Annotated in this window: 7 protein-coding genes; 1 reads left to right on the forward strand and 6 read right to left on the reverse strand. The window is 35.4% G+C overall.

Features of this window, described 5'->3' with window-relative positions:
• Positions 1-99: 99 nt before the first annotated feature.
• From ACHZAX_RS14265 to ACHZAX_RS14285, 5 genes are all read right to left on the reverse strand, one after another.
• On the reverse strand, positions 100-1,266 hold the full coding sequence (locus ACHZAX_RS14265; RefSeq protein WP_320019610.1) for a glycoside hydrolase family 88/105 protein: 1,167 nt from the start codon (positions 1,264-1,266) through the stop codon (positions 100-102).
• Positions 1,267-1,375: 109 nt separating this feature from the next.
• Positions 1,376-4,501, reverse strand: coding sequence for a beta-galactosidase, LacZ type (lacZ, locus tag ACHZAX_RS14270; protein WP_320019611.1), 3,126 nt, complete (start codon positions 4,499-4,501; stop codon positions 1,376-1,378).
• Positions 4,502-4,547: 46 nt separating this feature from the next.
• Positions 4,548-5,732: a glycoside hydrolase family 43 protein gene (locus tag ACHZAX_RS14275; protein WP_320019612.1), complete on the reverse strand. Its 1,185-nt coding sequence runs from the start codon at positions 5,730-5,732 to the stop codon at positions 4,548-4,550.
• Positions 5,733-5,966: 234 nt separating this feature from the next.
• Entirely contained in the window at positions 5,967-8,003 is a 2,037-nt protein-coding gene (locus ACHZAX_RS14280) for a RagB/SusD family nutrient uptake outer membrane protein (RefSeq protein WP_320019613.1), read from the reverse strand.
• 12 nt (positions 8,004-8,015) lie between these two features.
• Positions 8,016-11,243, reverse strand: coding sequence for a SusC/RagA family TonB-linked outer membrane protein (locus tag ACHZAX_RS14285; protein ID WP_320019614.1), 3,228 nt, complete (start codon positions 11,241-11,243; stop codon positions 8,016-8,018).
• 413 nt (positions 11,244-11,656) lie between these two features.
• On the opposite strand from ACHZAX_RS14285, the gene ACHZAX_RS14290 reads away from it, so the two are divergent.
• On the forward strand, positions 11,657-15,748 hold the full coding sequence (locus ACHZAX_RS14290; protein ID WP_320019615.1) for a hybrid sensor histidine kinase/response regulator transcription factor: 4,092 nt from the start codon (positions 11,657-11,659) through the stop codon (positions 15,746-15,748).
• A gap of 621 nt (positions 15,749-16,369) precedes the next feature.
• Here ACHZAX_RS14290 and ACHZAX_RS14295 read toward each other — a convergent pair.
• Complete coding sequence (locus ACHZAX_RS14295; RefSeq protein WP_320019616.1) at positions 16,370-18,709, reverse strand: beta-galactosidase; 2,340 nt, start codon at positions 18,707-18,709, stop codon at positions 16,370-16,372.
• Positions 18,710-18,712: the final 3 nt, after the last annotated feature.

Consider the following 18,712-nt stretch of genomic DNA (forward strand, 5'->3'; position numbering starts at 1 on the left):
AAGGTTTATTTGTCATTTTCAATAAAAGTGAAAAATGCAATTTACATTAAAAATCCCTGCCTATATAGATAAATCATAATAGGCAGGGCATTATTTGTATTAATTTTCGATATAAGTTACCAATTCTGAAGCTGCTAAAAGAAATGCACCAACTCCAAAATTTGATGTTGAATTTTCATCAACCTGCTGACCTGGAATCGCTCTTTCACCAATTGGCTGAACATATCCTACCGTTCCATCATCCTGCAAAGCAACCGTGGTTAAATAAGTCCAGGATTTAGCAGCAACTGTGCTATATTCCTCTTTAGAAAGAATTCCATTGTTCATCCCCCATAAAAAGCCATATGTAAAAAATGCTGTTCCACTGGTTTCCGGACCAGGCGCATGCTCTGCATCTAAAATGCTGCGGGTCCAATAACCTTCCTGCTGTTGAGAATCTTTTAAAGTTGATGCCATCTTTTTATAAATATCAATAAATTCAGCTTTATGTACGTAGCTATTAGGCATATCTTGAATTATTTTTGCCAATCCGGCAAATACCCATCCATCGCCTCTTGCCCAAAAATCTTTTAATCCATTAACAGATTTGTGTTTTGGATATACATATTTTGTATCTCTAAAAAATAATCCGGTTTCTTCATCGTACATAATGCTTTGCGCATATTTAAAGTATTCATATAACTTTTCCAGATAAAGTTCATTATTGGTCACTTTATAAAGTTTAGTCATAACAGGCATTACCATATACAAACCATCGGCCCACCACCAATAATCGTTATTTTCTGTGCTCATTTCATATTCCATTACTTCGATGGCACGAGCTATTTTCAAAGAATCCTTTTCCTCAGAAAGATTATATAAGTCGATATAGGTTTGAAAACAAATTTGCCAATCGCCAAACAACACAAACTCATGTGATTCTCCATATGTATATTTCCAATTCGCCTTATTATCTGATTTTGCACCTTTCCATTCATTTTTATTCGCCCAAGCCTCCGAATAAGCTTTATATTTCTCAATTCCTGTAAGCTTATAAGCAGCAATATTGCCAGTATGGTAAGCTGCATTGTCCCAAAAAGCACATCCAGATTCTTGATGGGTCAATTGCCAATGCTCGTTTACCTTTTTAACAATCGAAACGACATCATTTTTTTTAATTTCAGATAAAGTTGCTGCATTATCCTTACTCTTTGAACCTGTGGCAGAACAAGCAACAAACAATGCTGCAAGTCCTATCAGTAAAATGTTTTTACTTTTAAATTTCATAATACTTCTAAATGAATTATTCCAGATAATACAATTATCTTCTACAAAAATTTCTATTTAAAGTTGTCTCCCATATCTGCTTGCAAATATGGGAGATCGAACAATAGGTTTAATTCGCCTTTTCTACGGCACTAATTGTATAACTATAGCTATACGTATTATCCAATAATAAATATGGTTTATGCGGATAACGTCCCCAACTATCATCACCTCCTAATCCCCGTTGTTTAAAATCAACATTCAGATAAACCTGATGACGGGGTGTAACATCACTTGGATGTCTTTGTTTTTTAGTTAAACCTGAATCAAGGTCTTCTACCGGGTTATGAGACACTTTCACGCTTAAGGGCTGTAATCCCTCAATTTTTAAACCTATTCCATCTGTATTGGTTAAAGTTAACCAACGTACATCTGTTTTATTTCCATTCTCCTGAGGTCTGATATAATCAACTTGCTGATCAGCCACCGAACTTGAATAAATTCCTAAAAAGCTGGATGTCTTTCTATCTGAATAATTTTCCCAGGGACCTCTGCCATAGTAACTAAACTGATTAAACTGATTGTCTAATTTTAACTGCATACCAAAGCGGGGAATCTCTGGAAGCCCCTCTCTGCCTGCAACCCAATTAACATCTACTTTGATTTTGCCATCTGCATAAACGGTATAAGTTAATTGATATGGGCTTGCAACGTTGTTTAACCATAAGTCAGATTCAACCGTAACAAAATGATCCGTTTGAGTTACTTTTACATCTTTTACGGTTCTGTTTTGTCCTGCATTTCGCCATATATTTAATTTCGAAGGCATTCCATTTCCAAAATCATTATCGGTTGGAGCTCTCCAAAAATCAGGTTCAACACTTCCATTCAACAAATTTGTTTCTTTGTATTGATATCCTGACAATAAACCACTCCATTTATCGATAGTAATCTTACTATTTGAAGCTGATATCACAATCCGGTTGTTTTTGTCCTCGTAAGAGATATCTCCCGTTACTGCATGCTCTTTTTCGAAATAATCATTGCCTTTAAAAACAAATTGTTCCCTTGCAATCTCAAATCCAACAGGAATTAAAGCTTCTGCTTTTGCAGTAAAAGCATAAATATCCAATGTATATTCTACTCCTTTCGAAGAAGTTATTTTAGGAAGCTTTAATTTAATCTCTTTTGATTCCCCGGCATTTAATGAGACTTTAAACGGAGCTTCTGCACTAATTTTACCATTCTTTTTCAGTATCCATTTAAAAGCATATTCTTTTAAATTTCGAGTTAGAAATCGATTCTGAATGGTTACGATACCATTTTCAATATCCTGATTAAAAAATAATATGTCCTGATATACTTTTTTAACTTCCTCTAAACCTGGATGTGGTATTCTATCAGGAGAAACAAGACCGTTGGCACAGAAATTTTCATCATTTGTATATTTGTAACCTCCAATATCTCCACCATAAGCCCAGTAATCTCTGCCTGAATCATCTACAGCATGTAAACCTTGATCTACCCAATCCCAGATGAAACCACCCTGCATTTGTTTGCTTGAAGTAATAATATCAAAATACTCCTGAAAGTTCCCGTTACTATTCCCCATTGCGTGTGAATATTCACACATAATATAAGGTCGGGTTACATCAGTACGTTCAGCATATTTTTTCATGCTTTCCATGCCTGGATACATTGGACAAACAATATCTGTATTCCGATTCTGCCCAGCCTGCTCAAACTGAACCAGACGGGTTGGATCCGCCTTTTTCAACCAATCGTAAATATCATAAAAGACAGGGCCGTTTCCGCATTCATTCCCCATGCTCCAAATAATTACCGACGGATGGTTTTTATCACGTTGAAATAAACGTTCCACTCTGTCTTTATGTGCGGGTGCCCACTCTGGTGAGTATGCCGGATGTACATCTTTATTGAACCAACTTTGCCATTCTGCACCCATCGCATGACTCTCAATATTCGCCTCATCAACTAAAAAGAGTCCATACTCGTCGCATAATTTATACCATAACGGACTTTGAGGATAATGACTCATACGCACCGCGTTAATGTTATGCTGTTTCATGAGTTTGATATCTTTCAACATCGTTTCTTTATCAACAACATGCCCACTGTATGCATTGTGTTCGTGCAAATTAACTCCACGCACCAAAACGGGCTTTCCGTTAATCATTAACTGAGCATCTTTTATCTCTACATTTCTAAAACCAACTTTACACGATGCAGCTTCAATTAACTTTCCATCACGATCCGATAATGTAATTAAAAGTGTGTATAAATTTGGCGTTTCATTGCTCCATTGCAACGGTTTATCTACTTTATCTTTAATATGAATTTGTTGTTCACTCTCACGTTTCAGTTCAACTGAAGAACTGATCGATAGAATTTGTTTGCCTGCGTTATTAATCAAATTAACATTTACACGAACCAACTTTGTTTCGGAAAGCTTATTGGCAAGATCAATATCTACATCCAATAATCCATTTTTATAATTTGCATCCAAACCTGCTTTTGCAAAAAAGTCTGCAATACGAATTTGATCCGGACTATACATGTAAATACCTCGGTCGAAGCCGGATAACCTCCAAAAATCCTGATCTTCCAAATAAGATCCATCACTCCATCGATAAGCCTCTATGGCTATGTTGTTTTCACCTTTTCGAACGTATTTTGTGATATCAAACTCGGTAGGACTTTTGGTATTTTGACTGTATCCAACCTTTTGTCCGTTTACCCACACATACATAGCCGCGGCTCCACTCTCAAAATGAATATACACTCTGCGGTTTTTCCATCCTTCCGGTAATGTGAAATTTCGCTTATAGCTTCCAACCGGATTGTGACTGTGATCGATAAACGGAGGATTCTTAGGAAATGGATAAGTAATATTGGTGTAAATTGGCGTACCGTACCCATTTAACTCCCAATTTCCCGGTACAGGCATCTCCCCCCAATCCGAAGTATCATATTCTTCTGTATAAAAGTCCTTTGGTTTGTCTTCTGGTTTGTACACCCAGTTAAATTTCCAAATTCCATTTAAAGACAAATACCAATCTGATTTTTGACAATCATCAGCAATAGCTGCCTCTTTGCTTTGATACGGCAAAAAAGTTGCTCTGGCGGCTTCCTTATTAATGCCAAAAACCTGTGGATTTTCCCAATCAAGAGTTTTCTCCTGACAATATACATTACCAACCAAAAATAAGGCTAGTAATAACAATGACCTTCGCATAGTATCGATGTTTATATATTATTATTTCTTTAGTATTCTATTAAAATCAATCTTTCAATTTCCATTCTTTCTTCCATTCAATAAGTGGCTTACTGTTCTCAAAATTAATTGACAACCACACATATCTGCCATCAATATGGCATTTAGGATTCCATCTATCAGCCATAAAAATGAAAGTCGATTCATCCCCAAAAACAGGCAAAATATAAGTACTCTGTGATTCAAACGTAAACTCAGATTTTTCTCCTCGGCATGGATTTCCAATCGGTACCCATGGTCCCCAAACAGATGAAGCTACTGCTGACCGTGCAGCATTAGGATTCCATCCGGTACATCCTGATGTGATTAAATAGTACTTCCCCTCTTTTTTAAACAAAGCAGGTGCTTCGTTATGTCCACCCGGAAATATTCGAACATATTTCCCTGTATAATTCAAGTAATCGTCTGTTAACTCAGCAATATGAATAGTTAAATTTTCCTCCGAAGAATAAATATGGTAAGCTTTGTCATCTTCATCCACGAACAATGTCATGTCCCGAGACATTTGTCCCGTTTTTAAATCCCTGCGTACAAATAAGCCATCTTTAATGGCTAACATCCATTCCGGAGTCCACCATTTATCAAAATCTTCAGGTGTTGCTTTAAACTTACGTTGACTTTCCGTCATATTCATTGGCCATTCACCTTTGTTAGGTCGCAATGATTTTACAAATGCATAAGGTCCTGTAATAGTATTACTTGTTGCAATTCCAACTTGTGCCGCTGAATATCCCTGACCTTTTAACTCCAAGTGGAAATACATTATGAATTTCTTTGTTTTTTTATTGAATATCACCTTCGGACGTTCTATTGTACAACCTAAGGTTATTGGACTTAATGTGTCATTTTTTTCAACAGATAATGCAATTCCTTCATTTTTCCAATTGTACAAATCTTTTGAAGAATAACATCGTACACCTACCAATGCCCGGCTTGTATTGGCACTTTTATGCTCTCCAAACCAGTAATATTTTCCTTCATAAAACAAAATGCCACCTCCATGTGCATTAATATGCTGCCCTTGATCATCTAACCACAACTCTCCCGGGTGAAAAGCTTCATATTTTGAATCAGAGCTGTCAGGCAATGTCTTTTTACTCGTAATTCTATTTTCAACAACTATTGGTCGTACTACTACTTCATATGTTTTTTCTGTTCCTTCTTGATGAGTTTCTAATGGATTAAAAATCAACGAATCTTGCTTTGATATAATACAATCACATCCCAAATCTGCATCTATACAAAATGATTTGGCAAACGAAGGAAAGTAGAACAAAACAAATAATATTATAATACAAAAATATGGCATTTCTTTAAAACTATTGAGTCTCAAAATAAAACTTAACTTAAAAAACTTTCTGTAATTATTTTGAAAGAAGACAGACCTTTAAGGAGGTCTGTCTTAATCTTATTAATATGATATTTTTTATTGTTCGGCTCCCTGACCTGCTACTATTGGCCAACCAGGATTTTGATAAATTGGAGATGTAGAAATTGTTTCGCCATCACTTGCTGTATTCAAAAAATGCTTAATCGCAATTGGTTCAAGATAATGTGCCTCTGTAAAATTAAGACCATTATAATAATTATTATTCGCCTGAACGATTTGATATGGACGTAAATATTCGCTTAGAGCAGGAGACGATGTTGTATTTTTCTTTTCATCAGCCTGATCCGCTAATAAAAGACCAGCTGCATAATCATCTTTCATTGGCCCCCATATTTTACAACCTTCTATCTGGAATCCATTTAATTGATCCATTGCTCTCCAACGGATCAAATCATAATAACGCTGACCTTCTCCAATTAACTCACAACGGCGTTCACGACGAATATTATATAATGTTGCATCAACTAAACTTCCATGTGAATAAGCTCCCCAATCGTACAGAGCCTCTTGACTCATATCTGTAGCTGCAATTGTTTTGTTATAATCCTCATCAACACCAGCTCGTGAACGTAAAGCTCTCCAGTATGTATCTGCCTTACTATCAACACTTCCATTTTTCACATAACAGGCTTCAATGTAGATCAAATAAGCTTCAGCAGCTCTGAAAATTACAGGAGCTGTAATGTCTTGTCCCAATAATTGCATGTTATAATCCAAAGCATAACCTTTACCAAGCATATAACCTGTAGAAGTTGAATATTTTCCATCTGAACTGTAAACAACCGGTGCCATTTCAAAAGTTTCCGGAGTAGCAATATTTTTAAAAGCCTTTACTTCACCAGGAGCTTTCATGAACAATCTCCAACGCCAGTCTCTGTCAATTTTTGTGTCTTGAATATGATCATCACCCTGATATCCACTTCCAGCAGCATAAACAGGCAATCCATTCTGCATCAGAAATGTATGCTCCATCTGATGGGTATATCCTTTTTGTGCACCATGATAGATATAATGATTATAACTATGCGCTCTACCCAAATCCACTGAATAATTACGATACATTAACACCTCTCCGTAAGAAGAAGGATCTGGTGTAGCAAACATGTTGTAGTAATCATTCACAGCTTGGCTTTCACTCTCCTGAATTACTTCACTATTGCTAACAAGTCCAACAGCATCAGCCACTTCTTTTGAAGCATTCATTGCCTCTGTTAAGAAATACTCAATTTCACCATCTAAACTTCCACTTGGAAATTCATAAGAACTATTGTAATCTTTATCAGCTCCTGGCCAACCCGGGCCATTTGGAACCATTGGAGTCCCTGCATGATATTTTAACCAGGTTGCTTCAAATAAAGCCACTCTTGCTTTTAATAAAAGTGCAGCTTTTCGTGTAATTCGCACTTTTCCTCCATCAGGATTATCCTTCAATAAACCAATTGCTTTATCTAAATCTTCAAGAATAAATCGAGCAACTTCATTTCTAGGTTGTCTTTTAGATGCCGCAGTAAGAGCTTCTTGATCATCAGGTAAAGTTTCCTTAATAATTGGAAAATCTCCTATTTTTCTTAATCTAAAGAAATATTCATGAGCACGTAAAAAATAACCTTCTCCAACATAATGACTTACATTAGTAGTATTACCTGAAATCTCACCGGCTTCATACCTGGGAACAACGGTTTGCAAATAATAATTCAGAGCATTAATGTTGTAGAAATTCCAATCTCCTCCCGTTGCACCTACTGTCCAAACGCCAGGAACATATTTATTACTGGAACCTCGGGTCGTTTCATTATCGGTTGCCAAGTCATTAAAATAAAAGGATTCTCCACCACTGCCATAATGGCTGGGTAATCTACCTCCTTTATCATCTCTGCCTTCGTTATACTCTTTATCATCTACATAGTAATTAATCGTATATGCAGCTAAATGAGCTTCATCCCACAAATAACTCTCTGGTGAGATTTGAGAAGGTGGAGTAATATCTAAGTAATCGTTGCAACCAACCATAAATATGGTGAATGCCCCAAAAATAAGACCTTTAAATAATTTTATATAACTATATTTTCGCATTGCTGTCATTTTTTAGAAGTTAACACTTAAACCAAAACTATATGTTTTCGACAATGGGTAAACTGTACCTCCCTGTCTACCAATACCTGCTGTTTCAGGATCCATTGTTTTAGATAAGTTGGTGATTGTCAATAAATTTTCTCCGGAAACATACAATCTTAAGTTTTGTAATCCCACTCGGCTAACCAATGCTTTAGGAAATGTATATCCTATTTGAAGATTTTTCAAACGCATATATGAAGCATCTTGCAGATATCTGGTTTGAGTTTTATGGTTTTTATTGTTGAAGAGCGGACGAGGGTAATATGAGTCTGTGTTCAATCCAAGTGGATGATTAGCATCATCACGGAAATAATCCAAATGCTCTGTCATTGCAGTAGACCACCATTGACCGCTGCCTGTTGCTCCCCAAAAAACCATACTATTTTCTCCCGGATCAAAATCGCGTTTCAAAACACCTTGCCAAAACATTTGTACATCAAAACCTTTCCATGATGCATCTAAATTTATTCCTGTACGATAACGAGGCGTGCTGTTTCCTATCTTTTTCAAATCTCCCATGTCATTCATGGTATTACTTCCATTATCAATTCTACCATCGCCATTAATATCTGCATACATAATGTCTCCAGCAGCCCAGCTACTTCCTAAAGCAGTCTGTCCGCCATCGGTTAACGTAACCAAATGAGCATTCATTTCATCATCCGTTTTGGCGATTCCAATGGTTGTATAACCATAAATATCACCAGTTAATTCTCCACCACGATACTGACCTAAATCTCCTGTTCTATTAGGATATTTTAAAATCTTAGTTTGGGAATCAGAAATATTTAGACGAATGCCATAGCTAAAATCACCCTTTTTATCTCTCCATTGTAATGCCAATTCCCAACCGTAGGTTTTTAAATCTGTATTATTTGTTTTTGGCACGCCTATACCTAAAATTGCAGGCAACTCTACACCAGGACCAACCATGTTCTCTGTTTTCCTTTCGAAGTAATCAAAGGATCCATTTAATCGGTTACTTAACATTCCAAAATCTACTCCAAAATTCGTGGTTTTAATTTTTTCCCAAGTCAAACTTGTAGAGATTAGACCTGGTACCGAAGCGGTATTTGGTTTGGCTCCATTAATTAACCACATACCATCCGAAGCACCAGTACTAAGAGTCTGATACGTAGGGTACCAATTAGTTGTATTCTGATTTGATAAAACACCATAAGATCCTCTAAGTTTAAAAGTGCCTATATAGTCAACTAAAGGACTCCAGAAATCTTCACGGGCAATATTCCAGCCCAATGAAAAAGAAGGTGTCCAAATCCATCTTTTATCAACTCGGAAACGTGAAGTACCATCATACCTCAAGTTAAATTCTGCAAGATATTTACCCTCAAAATCGTAATTAACTCTACTAAAAAATCCTGCAGTTGCCCATTCCTGATACTGTCCCATCATAGAGTAATTCTCTTTATTGGTCGTTAAATCTAAGACAGGCATATCCAAATTAACCAAATCAGTGCGTTGAGCACTCATTTTACGGTATTTCATTTGCTCTGACTGGAACCCCAATTTTCCGGCAAAAGTATGCTTACCGAACTCCTTCGTATAATTTGTGTAAATATTTGGGTTCAGAAATGTGGATTTGTATGCATATTCATACACCTGTTCATTACCAGGACTTGTAATAGCTTTATACGTTTGTTCCGGATCATCTTGCTTATGAGCATACACTCTTTTTTGATCCCAATGTGTCCAGTTATTATCAGTACTGATATTCATCTCCCCAATAATATTCCAGTCTTTTGCAGGTGTAAATGTGGCTCTAAATTGTTGTGTTAGTTTATCGTTTTGCTCCTTTTGACGCCCACCTTCCGACATGGTCTGAATGTAATTGATATCTGACATATAATATCCGTTCGGGTCTGCAACAGGTCTTACAGGTCGTGCTCTCCGTAAAATATTGTCATAAAAACCATCGTTCATATTAGTAGGTCTTCCATATTCAGCACGAACAAAGCGATTTGAATAATCAATTTTAACGTATTTAGACAACTCCGCAGAAATCTTCCCTGTTAAATTAAAGCGATCATAACTCTCTGTACCATAACGCATGAAACCATCCTGAGTCATGTAATTTGAAGAAACATAATAAGTAACCCCCTTACTTCCTCCACTTATACTCATATTGTGTTCTTGTGAAGGAGACCAATGTTTATAATACTCTTTTAACCAATCTACATTACCATATGTGTAGTCATAGTTCCACTTGCCTCCACTACCAGGATAAGCAACATCTGTGGGATCTAATTCTCCCTTATAATAACTATGTACCAAATTTTTATAATCATCACTATACAAATGCGAGTTAGATACGTTAAAATTAGCATCATCATAAAAGTTCACAAACTCCCATGAATTTTGCATATCCGGAAGTAATACCGGTGTACTAAATCTAAAACTGTTATTGTAATTAATAACAGTTTTCCCTTCTTTTCCCCTCTTTGTGGTAACCAAAACTACACCAAATGGTGCACGAGAACCGTAAATCGAAGATGCCGCAGCATCCTTCAATACTGATATACTTTCTATATCCTGAGGATTAATGGTATTGATATCACCCTCCATTCCATCAATTAAAATCAATGGATCTCCATTTGAATCATCTCCAATTGTTGCAATCCCTCTAATATTAATGGATTTTTTAGCATTCAATTCTCCTCCATTACCACTATTTGAGATATTTAATCCAGGAATTAAACCTTGTAAAGCCTGAACAGCATTAGCAACCGGACGTTCTTTCAAATCCTCGGCACTTGCAGTTGCAACGGATCCGGTAACATTTACTTTCTTTTGTGTACCAAAACCAACTACAACCACCTCGTCAAGTTTCGTAAAATCTTCCTCAAGCGTAACATTAATTACTGTTTTCCCTTCAGGCGAAATCGTTTGAGCAACAAAACCCAAATAAGAAAAAACCAAAGTACCATCTTGGGGAACCTTTAAAACAAAGTGACCATCAAAATCAGTAATTACACCAATAGTTGTATTCTTCACAACAACATTAACTCCAATTAAGGCTTCCCCTGATGTGTCAGTGACCTCACCTGTAATCGTTTGCATTTCTTGCGCCTGAACATTAAATGAATTAATTATCAGCATAATTAAAATAGTTGCAGAAAACAAAGGCTTTCTTCCCCCTATTTTTCTACATTTTAATAAAATATTAAATACTTCCTTCATTACGATATAGATTAGTTAATTTTTCCATTGATATTTTTTCCATCAAGAATTTTAAATAAAAGTTTGAATTCCGAATAGAATTTCTTTTCAAATTGATTTTTTTCATAGGCCTCACTTCTTTATTAGGTTATTTTAAAAATTAGGTACTGTAAATGTGACCCTATAAATTGTAAAAAAAGTTTAGGTATCATTCTTAAAGGTTTGAATTTAAACCACCACCCAAACTAAGCACAAAAAGTAGTATGCCGACCGATTATTCCACCTAATTGAATGATATATCACCCTGTGATAAAAACTTATATTTTGAAAGCTTCAAATAAAAGATTGGTACACTTTTTATATTAAGTTTGTGTAATAACTGGTTGAATTAAGATGTCCATTGTTAATAGGTTTTAATCACAGAGAGCTACAAAATGATCAATATTTCAAACTGTAAACTGCCCAAAATAAAAATCAACAGATTAATTTTTCAAGTCATTGTCGGCTTATTACAGTTCATTATTTTTAATGGTCAAAGTCAGAACAACATTAGGGTTAATCAATTGCCTATTTTAGATCAATTACCCTCCAATTCTGTATATAGGGTTTTCCAGGATAAAGAAGGATATATGTGGTTTGGAACACAGGATGGACTTTGCAGGTACGATGGTTACCGCATGAAAATTTTTAGATCTGATCTGAATAATCCCAATTTACTTTCCAGTAATCAGATTTCTGCAATTTCAGAAGATTTCAATGGAAATATCTGGATAGCAACAGACGAAGGTCTTAATCTACTTGATGAAAATAGTTATAAAATTATACCACATCCTGATACTTCATTGCGCAAAAAATCCATACAGACTATTTTAACTTCGAGTGACAGCACAATTTGGGTTGGATATAGCAATATTATTAAGAGATATAATCCAGACTTTACAATTCGGGATACTTATATTAACAATCCGGATGATCCCAATACAATACCCAATACAATCGTAAATTACATTTTTGAAGATTCCTATAAAAATATCTGGTTATCATTTTGGGGTAATGGACTTTACAAACACAACAGAGAATCAAACCAATTTATAAAGTATCCAAAAATAGGAGATATTGATATTCCCTTTAAAATGTTTCAAGATAACAAAAACAATTATTGGGTTGGAACCTGGAATGATGGATTATACCTTTTTACTCCTAATTCTACCTCAAAAAATATATACAAGAAAATACCCATGCCATCTTGGAAGGATAATAAAACTGATAAAACTTTTTTCAGTTTTATTCAAGATGATAATGTTGAATATATTTGGTCAATGTCTATGTCTGGGTTAACTACATATAAGTATGACAAATCAGGTGATCTTATTCCTGTTAACACACAAGAATTACTTAAAAACACCAACAATATTTTTAGCGAAATAATAAAAGACAGAGATGGTAGTTTATGGATTGGAGCTTTTAGCGAAGGGGTGTTTAAAATTGATTTTGACAAACCTGCAATTAGTAATTTCCCAATAGATGTTCTTAATAACAAAAATAACATAGCCCCTTCTTTCACCTCGTTATGTGTTGATAACCATAAGGATATTTGGGTCAACCAAAATAGGTTAGGTCTATTTATATATTCACCGGAAACAAAAACAATTAAATATTTTACCGAATTTGGAAAATTAAAAAACATACCGGAATTACGCAAAACGAATAGCATCAACTATCTTTCAAGTCGCAATGAAATATGGATCACAAATGATCTAAACACAAAAATTGTAAAAATTAAAAAAAAGGGATCTGATATTACTTCCTTAAAGGAAATCTTTCTAAATAGTATATCTGAAAACACCGGTCTGATAAATCATATTTTTGAAGATAATAAGTCCAATATCTGGATCGGTACCAATAATGTTCTGTTTATTCAACCAAGAGGATCTGAAAATATATTTCTGATAAATAAGAAGATCGGTTCAATAAACACAATAACGCAGGATACAAATGACAACTTATGGATAAGCTCTGCCAAAGGAATATATAAAATAGCTATCCCGCAAATAGTAACAGAAGATGAAATTTCCAATTTAGAAATCGAAAACATTCAAAGTAAATTATTGAGTGACCATATTCAATCCATTACCGCCGATTTGAGTGAAAATATTTGGATTGGTACTAAAGAAGGTAGTTTAATTGCATACAATACTACTGATAAATCGTTTACAAACAGAACTGTAAATTGCGGATTAAAAGGAGAGGCTATTTTAGATATTATTTCAGACAAATACAATAATATTTGGATTACTACCTATAAAAGAATAATAGAATTTAATCCTAAAAACAATGCCTATTTTGTCTATTCAGCCTCTGATGGAGTTCAAATCAATTCACATCTAAAAGGATCATTCTGTAAAACAACTGATTCAAAATATATATACATAGGAGGAAACAGAGGATACTCGCGTTTTATTCCTTCAGAAAAATTAAACTCTCCCTTAGCTAAAGTTCAAACAAAAATTACTGATATAAAAATACAGAACAAATCAATCCTTAGCCAGAACAGTGAAGTTAAATTCGATTTCAAGAATAATTCTCTTGTTTTAAGTCCTGAGGATAAAAACATTGAAATTTATTTCTCTACTCTCGATTACATAAACGCAAAAAAAATAAAGTATGCCTATAAATTGGACGGAGTAGATAACGATTGGATTTACGCTAAAAACGACAGACAATTTGCGGTTTACAATCAATTAAAAAAAGGACATTATACTTTCTGTATTAAAGCTACTGATGCTCATAATCTGTGGAGTAATAATATCACCAAACTTACAATTTACCGTAAACCGGCATACTATGAAACAAACACTGCATATCTCTTCTATTTTTCACTATTCACTCTAGGAATATTCCTGCTTTTCAAAATTATTCTAGGCAGAAGCAAATTAAAAAATGAAGTAAAAATCACCCAAATAGAGAAAAGCAAATCAGAGGAAATTACCCAAACAAAACTAAAATACTTCACAAATATTTCTCATGACCTATTAACACCCTTAACGATAATTAATTGTTTGATAGACGACATTGAAACGACGGTTCAAAAAAACATGCCCGAATTTGGAATTATACGATCGAACATTATCAGACTCAAAAGATTACTTCAGCAAATACTTGATTACAGAAAAGTGGAAGGTGGTAAAATGGAATTACGTGTTGCAAAGGCGGACATTTCATCCTTTATAAATGATATCTGTTACAACCACTTTATCCCAATGTTTGATAAAAAAAATATTCTATTTGAATTGAATTCAACACCTCAAGAAATAAGCGCCTATTTTGATGCCGATAAAATGGATAAAATCCTGTTTAATCTTCTGTCAAATGCTTTTAAATATACCCCTAGAGATGGAAAAATTATTGTTGAGCTTAATCTTCTCATCAAAGACAACACAGAATTTATTTCGATTAAAGTATCAGATACAGGCATAGGAATTCAACCCGAAGACATTGAACATATCTTTCAACGGTTTTATAATAACAAAACAACTGATGTAAGCGAAACAAATGGGATTGGCTTATCTCTAACAAAAGATTTAGCAGAACTTCATCATGGGAAAATATCCGTAAATAGTTTTCCTAAAAAAGGTTCCACATTTTGCGTAGAGATTCCTATTGATAAAAAAAGTTATACAATTGAAGAAATATATCAGGAAGCACAAAGTTTAGATTTAAATAATATAGATGATAATCCTCAGGAAGATCCGGAAATATCTTCAAAAATCAGCAACATAAACATCCTGGTGGTTGAAGACAATGTTGAATTACTTGAAATAATTCAAAAACGCTTGCTCAAATCTTATAATGTATTGACGGCCCAAAATGGTTTGGAAGCTATTGAGCTTGTAAAATCAACAGATATAGATATAATTATTAGTGATGTAATGATGCCGGAAATGGATGGCCTCGAGTTGTGCCGAACACTAAAAAACAATATAGAAACAAATCATATTTCGATTATTCTTCTTACTGCAAAAAACAGCATAGATGATCGTATTGAGTGTTATAATGCCGGAGCAAATGCCTACATCTCAAAACCTTTTGAAATAAATGTACTGCAGGCACGAATCCAGAATTTCACTTTGCAAAAGAAACAGCAGCAGCAAGATTTTAAATCTAATCAAGAAATAAATATCTCTTCATTGGATTATCCGTCAATGGATGAACAATTTTTAAAAAATGCCATTCTCATTATTGAAAAAAACTTAACAGAAACAGAGTTTGACATCAACTCTTTTGCCGGGCAACTTAACCTGTCAAAATCAACACTATACAGGAAAATTAAAACAATTACAGGATTATCACCTATTGAATTTATTCGTAACATTAAACTAAAGCATGCCTCCAAAATGCTAAAATCAGGTCACATTAGCATTTCCGAAGTAGCATATTCTGTAGGGTTCTCTGATCCTAAATATTTTGCTTCCTGCTTTAAAGCGGAGTTCAACATAACGCCAAGCGAATTTCAAAAAAAACAGTAATACCGATTGTTGCTTTGTTTGAATCATAAATTCGCAAGCTCATCCACGGCACTGCTCAACATTCTGCATTATATCATCTAGCTTTAAAGCTAAGACTAAAGGCCATTTGTTGAACTTGAGATTCAAAAAAATATTAGCATGTAAAACGGTTCTGAAACAGAATAATACACACAGCCTGAACTGATCGCTTTGAAGTCCGGGTTTTTAGCTCAGGAGCACCTCAAAGCACTTTGAACACCTTCTTTTTTGCAAAGGAGTACTTCAAAGCATTTTGCACACCTCCTTTTTCGCTCAGGAGCACCTCAAAGCATTTTGAGCACCTCCCTTTTCGCTCAGGAGCACTTCAAAGCATTTTGAGCACCTCTTTTTTTGCAAAGGAGCACTTCAACGAAATTTTACACACCTCCCTTTTCGCTCAGGAGCACCTCAAAGCATTTTGCGCACCTCTTTTTTTGCAAAGAATCACCTCAAAGCATTTTGAGCACCTCTTTTTTCGCTCAGGAGCACTTCAACGAAATTTTACTAATCGGTATTCTCCATTTACGCAAGAAAAAACAAAACCATTATTCCAGCTAAGGAATAATGGTTTTTACATTTCTTAATCTTGTGTTTTTTCTGCTTTTATAATTTAAACCTCGTTTGCTTTAAATACACTTTATAATCTTTTATCATACCCGGTTTTCCCTCTTCGGCACGCGGTAAATACCAAAAGCCTGTAACAAGCTTTTCTTCACCCAAATCAATTACAATCTGATGTGGAAAGCCTGCTTTGGTTGTTGAGTAATTCGTATGCCATATGGTTGATTCCTGTAAATCGAATACATTGCTTGCCGTATTATTGGCCACATCTAATTCTTCACTGTCGGCGTATATTACTTTCCAATGCTGCCGCGATAAGGGTTTGCCATCTTCACCAAGAATTTCCAGTTCGGCAATTGAAGCAAAATTATCTCCTCCAAAGGAATTTAAGGCTTCCAAACAAAAGTAGCGGGTGTTCGCTTGTTTATTAAAATTAATATGCTGCCAACCATTTCCTTTTGTAAATGAAGCTTTATAATTCGGCGTCTCATTGGTTAAATCAAGAGTTTCTCCTGGTTTACGCGAAGCATAAGCTCCATTTCCTTTTAAAACATCTAATATTGGGTGGCGCAATCCTTCGGTTTTAGCTTCTGTTGGCGATGCCAAATCGAAAACAATCACTTCATTTTCACCTTCTTTTAACCAACATCCCGGAACGTAAAGTGTTTGCTGCGGGCCAATTTCCCAATAGCGGCCAATGGCGTGACCATTCACCCAGGCCAAGCCCTTGCTCCAGTTGCTCATATCCAAAAAAGTGTCTCCTTTTTTCTCAACCACAAACTTTCCTTTATAAAAAGCAGGTTGTTTTTCAGAATTTGTCAGCTTGCTATAATGCTTGTTTTTAGCAAAACTGTAATCGGTAGGAATATTATATACCTGCCAATTTTTTAGTGCCTTTACTTCCTTATCCGATTTTATTTCAACCTTCCCGGTGATCCCTTTCCAGTCGTAAATCCCTTTGCCAAAATTCTGCCTTCCCATGGCCTCAACTAAAATATCAAGAACAGCACCTTCTTTTACAGGAGGCAATAGAATTGTATTTTCTCCTCTTAGCCGGCTAAGGGTTGCTATTTTTTCACCATCGATAAAAACTTGTGTCCAATCATGAGCTTCAGTTATCACTAAAGATTGCTGTTTATCCGATTTTTCAAGCTTGGTCCGGTATAAAATACTTCCCCATCCCTGATCAAAAAACTCCATCGATTTAATGTCTTCACTCATTTTTGCTTCAGGAAGATTGTCGAACAAGAGAGCTGTTTCATCCAATTCAAAAACTGGTATGCTAATGGTTGGTATTGAATCGGGAATTTCACTTAGCGATTCACCTTCAGGCAAATATTTTTCCAGTAATTTTCTAACTTCGAAATATTTGGGTGTTGTTCTTCCCGATTCGCTAATTGGCGCATCGTAATCGTACGAGGTACAAGTTGGCGAGAAATTAGGAAAGTTGGCACCGCTCCAATGTCCGAAACTGGTTCCGCCATGAGTCATATATAAACTAAACGAGATATTCTGATCCAACATATCCTGCATTCCGTTCACCAAATCGGCTGCGCTTCGGGTTTCATGTTTTGCTCCCCAATGATCAAACCAGCCCGACCAAAATTCGCTGCACATAAGAGGCGTATTAGGACGAAGCTCTTTCAGTTTTTTAAACTGTTCATTAATATTGGCTCCCGTCCCAAAATTAACAGTCCACAGCAGATCATCCAATGCATTATTCTGGAAATTGGAACTCCAATCGCACTGAAATAATGGGACATCATTAAATCCTGCACCTTTTACGATATCGCGGATATCTTGAATATAGGGCTTATTTGTACCAAAAGAACCATACTCATTTTCAACCTGTACCATTAATATATTTCCTCCTTTGGTAATCTGGAGGTCGGCCAGCTGCTTTCCTACTTCGTTTATAAATAGTTTTGCCTTTTCCATAAAATAGGGATCCTGCTCTCGCAGCTTAATATCCTTTTTCTTTAGCAACCACCAGGGCAAACCTCCCATTTCCCATTCGGCACACACATAGGGTCCGGGACGAACAATCACATACATCCCGTTCTGTTGAGCCAAACGACAAAATTCTGCCACATCATTATTTCCGGTAAAATCGTATTTGCCTTCTTCAGGTTCGTGAATGTTCCAGAAAACATACAGGCAAATTGTATTCATGCCTAAAGCCTTACTCATCTTGATGCGTTGCTCCCAATATTCTTTCGGAATTCGGGGATAATGCATTTCGGCTGCCTTAACAACAAATGGTTTCCCGTTAAGCAGAAATGTTTTATCTCCAACTTCAAATGTTCCTTCATTTTTTGGGGGCGAACAAGCATTCAGTAAGAATGTGAACAAAAGGATCGTATATAAAAATATTTTTTTCATTGT

The sequence above is a fragment of the Labilibaculum manganireducens genome (assembly GCF_963665805.2).
Classification (GTDB): domain Bacteria; phylum Bacteroidota; class Bacteroidia; order Bacteroidales; family Marinifilaceae; genus Labilibaculum; species Labilibaculum manganireducens.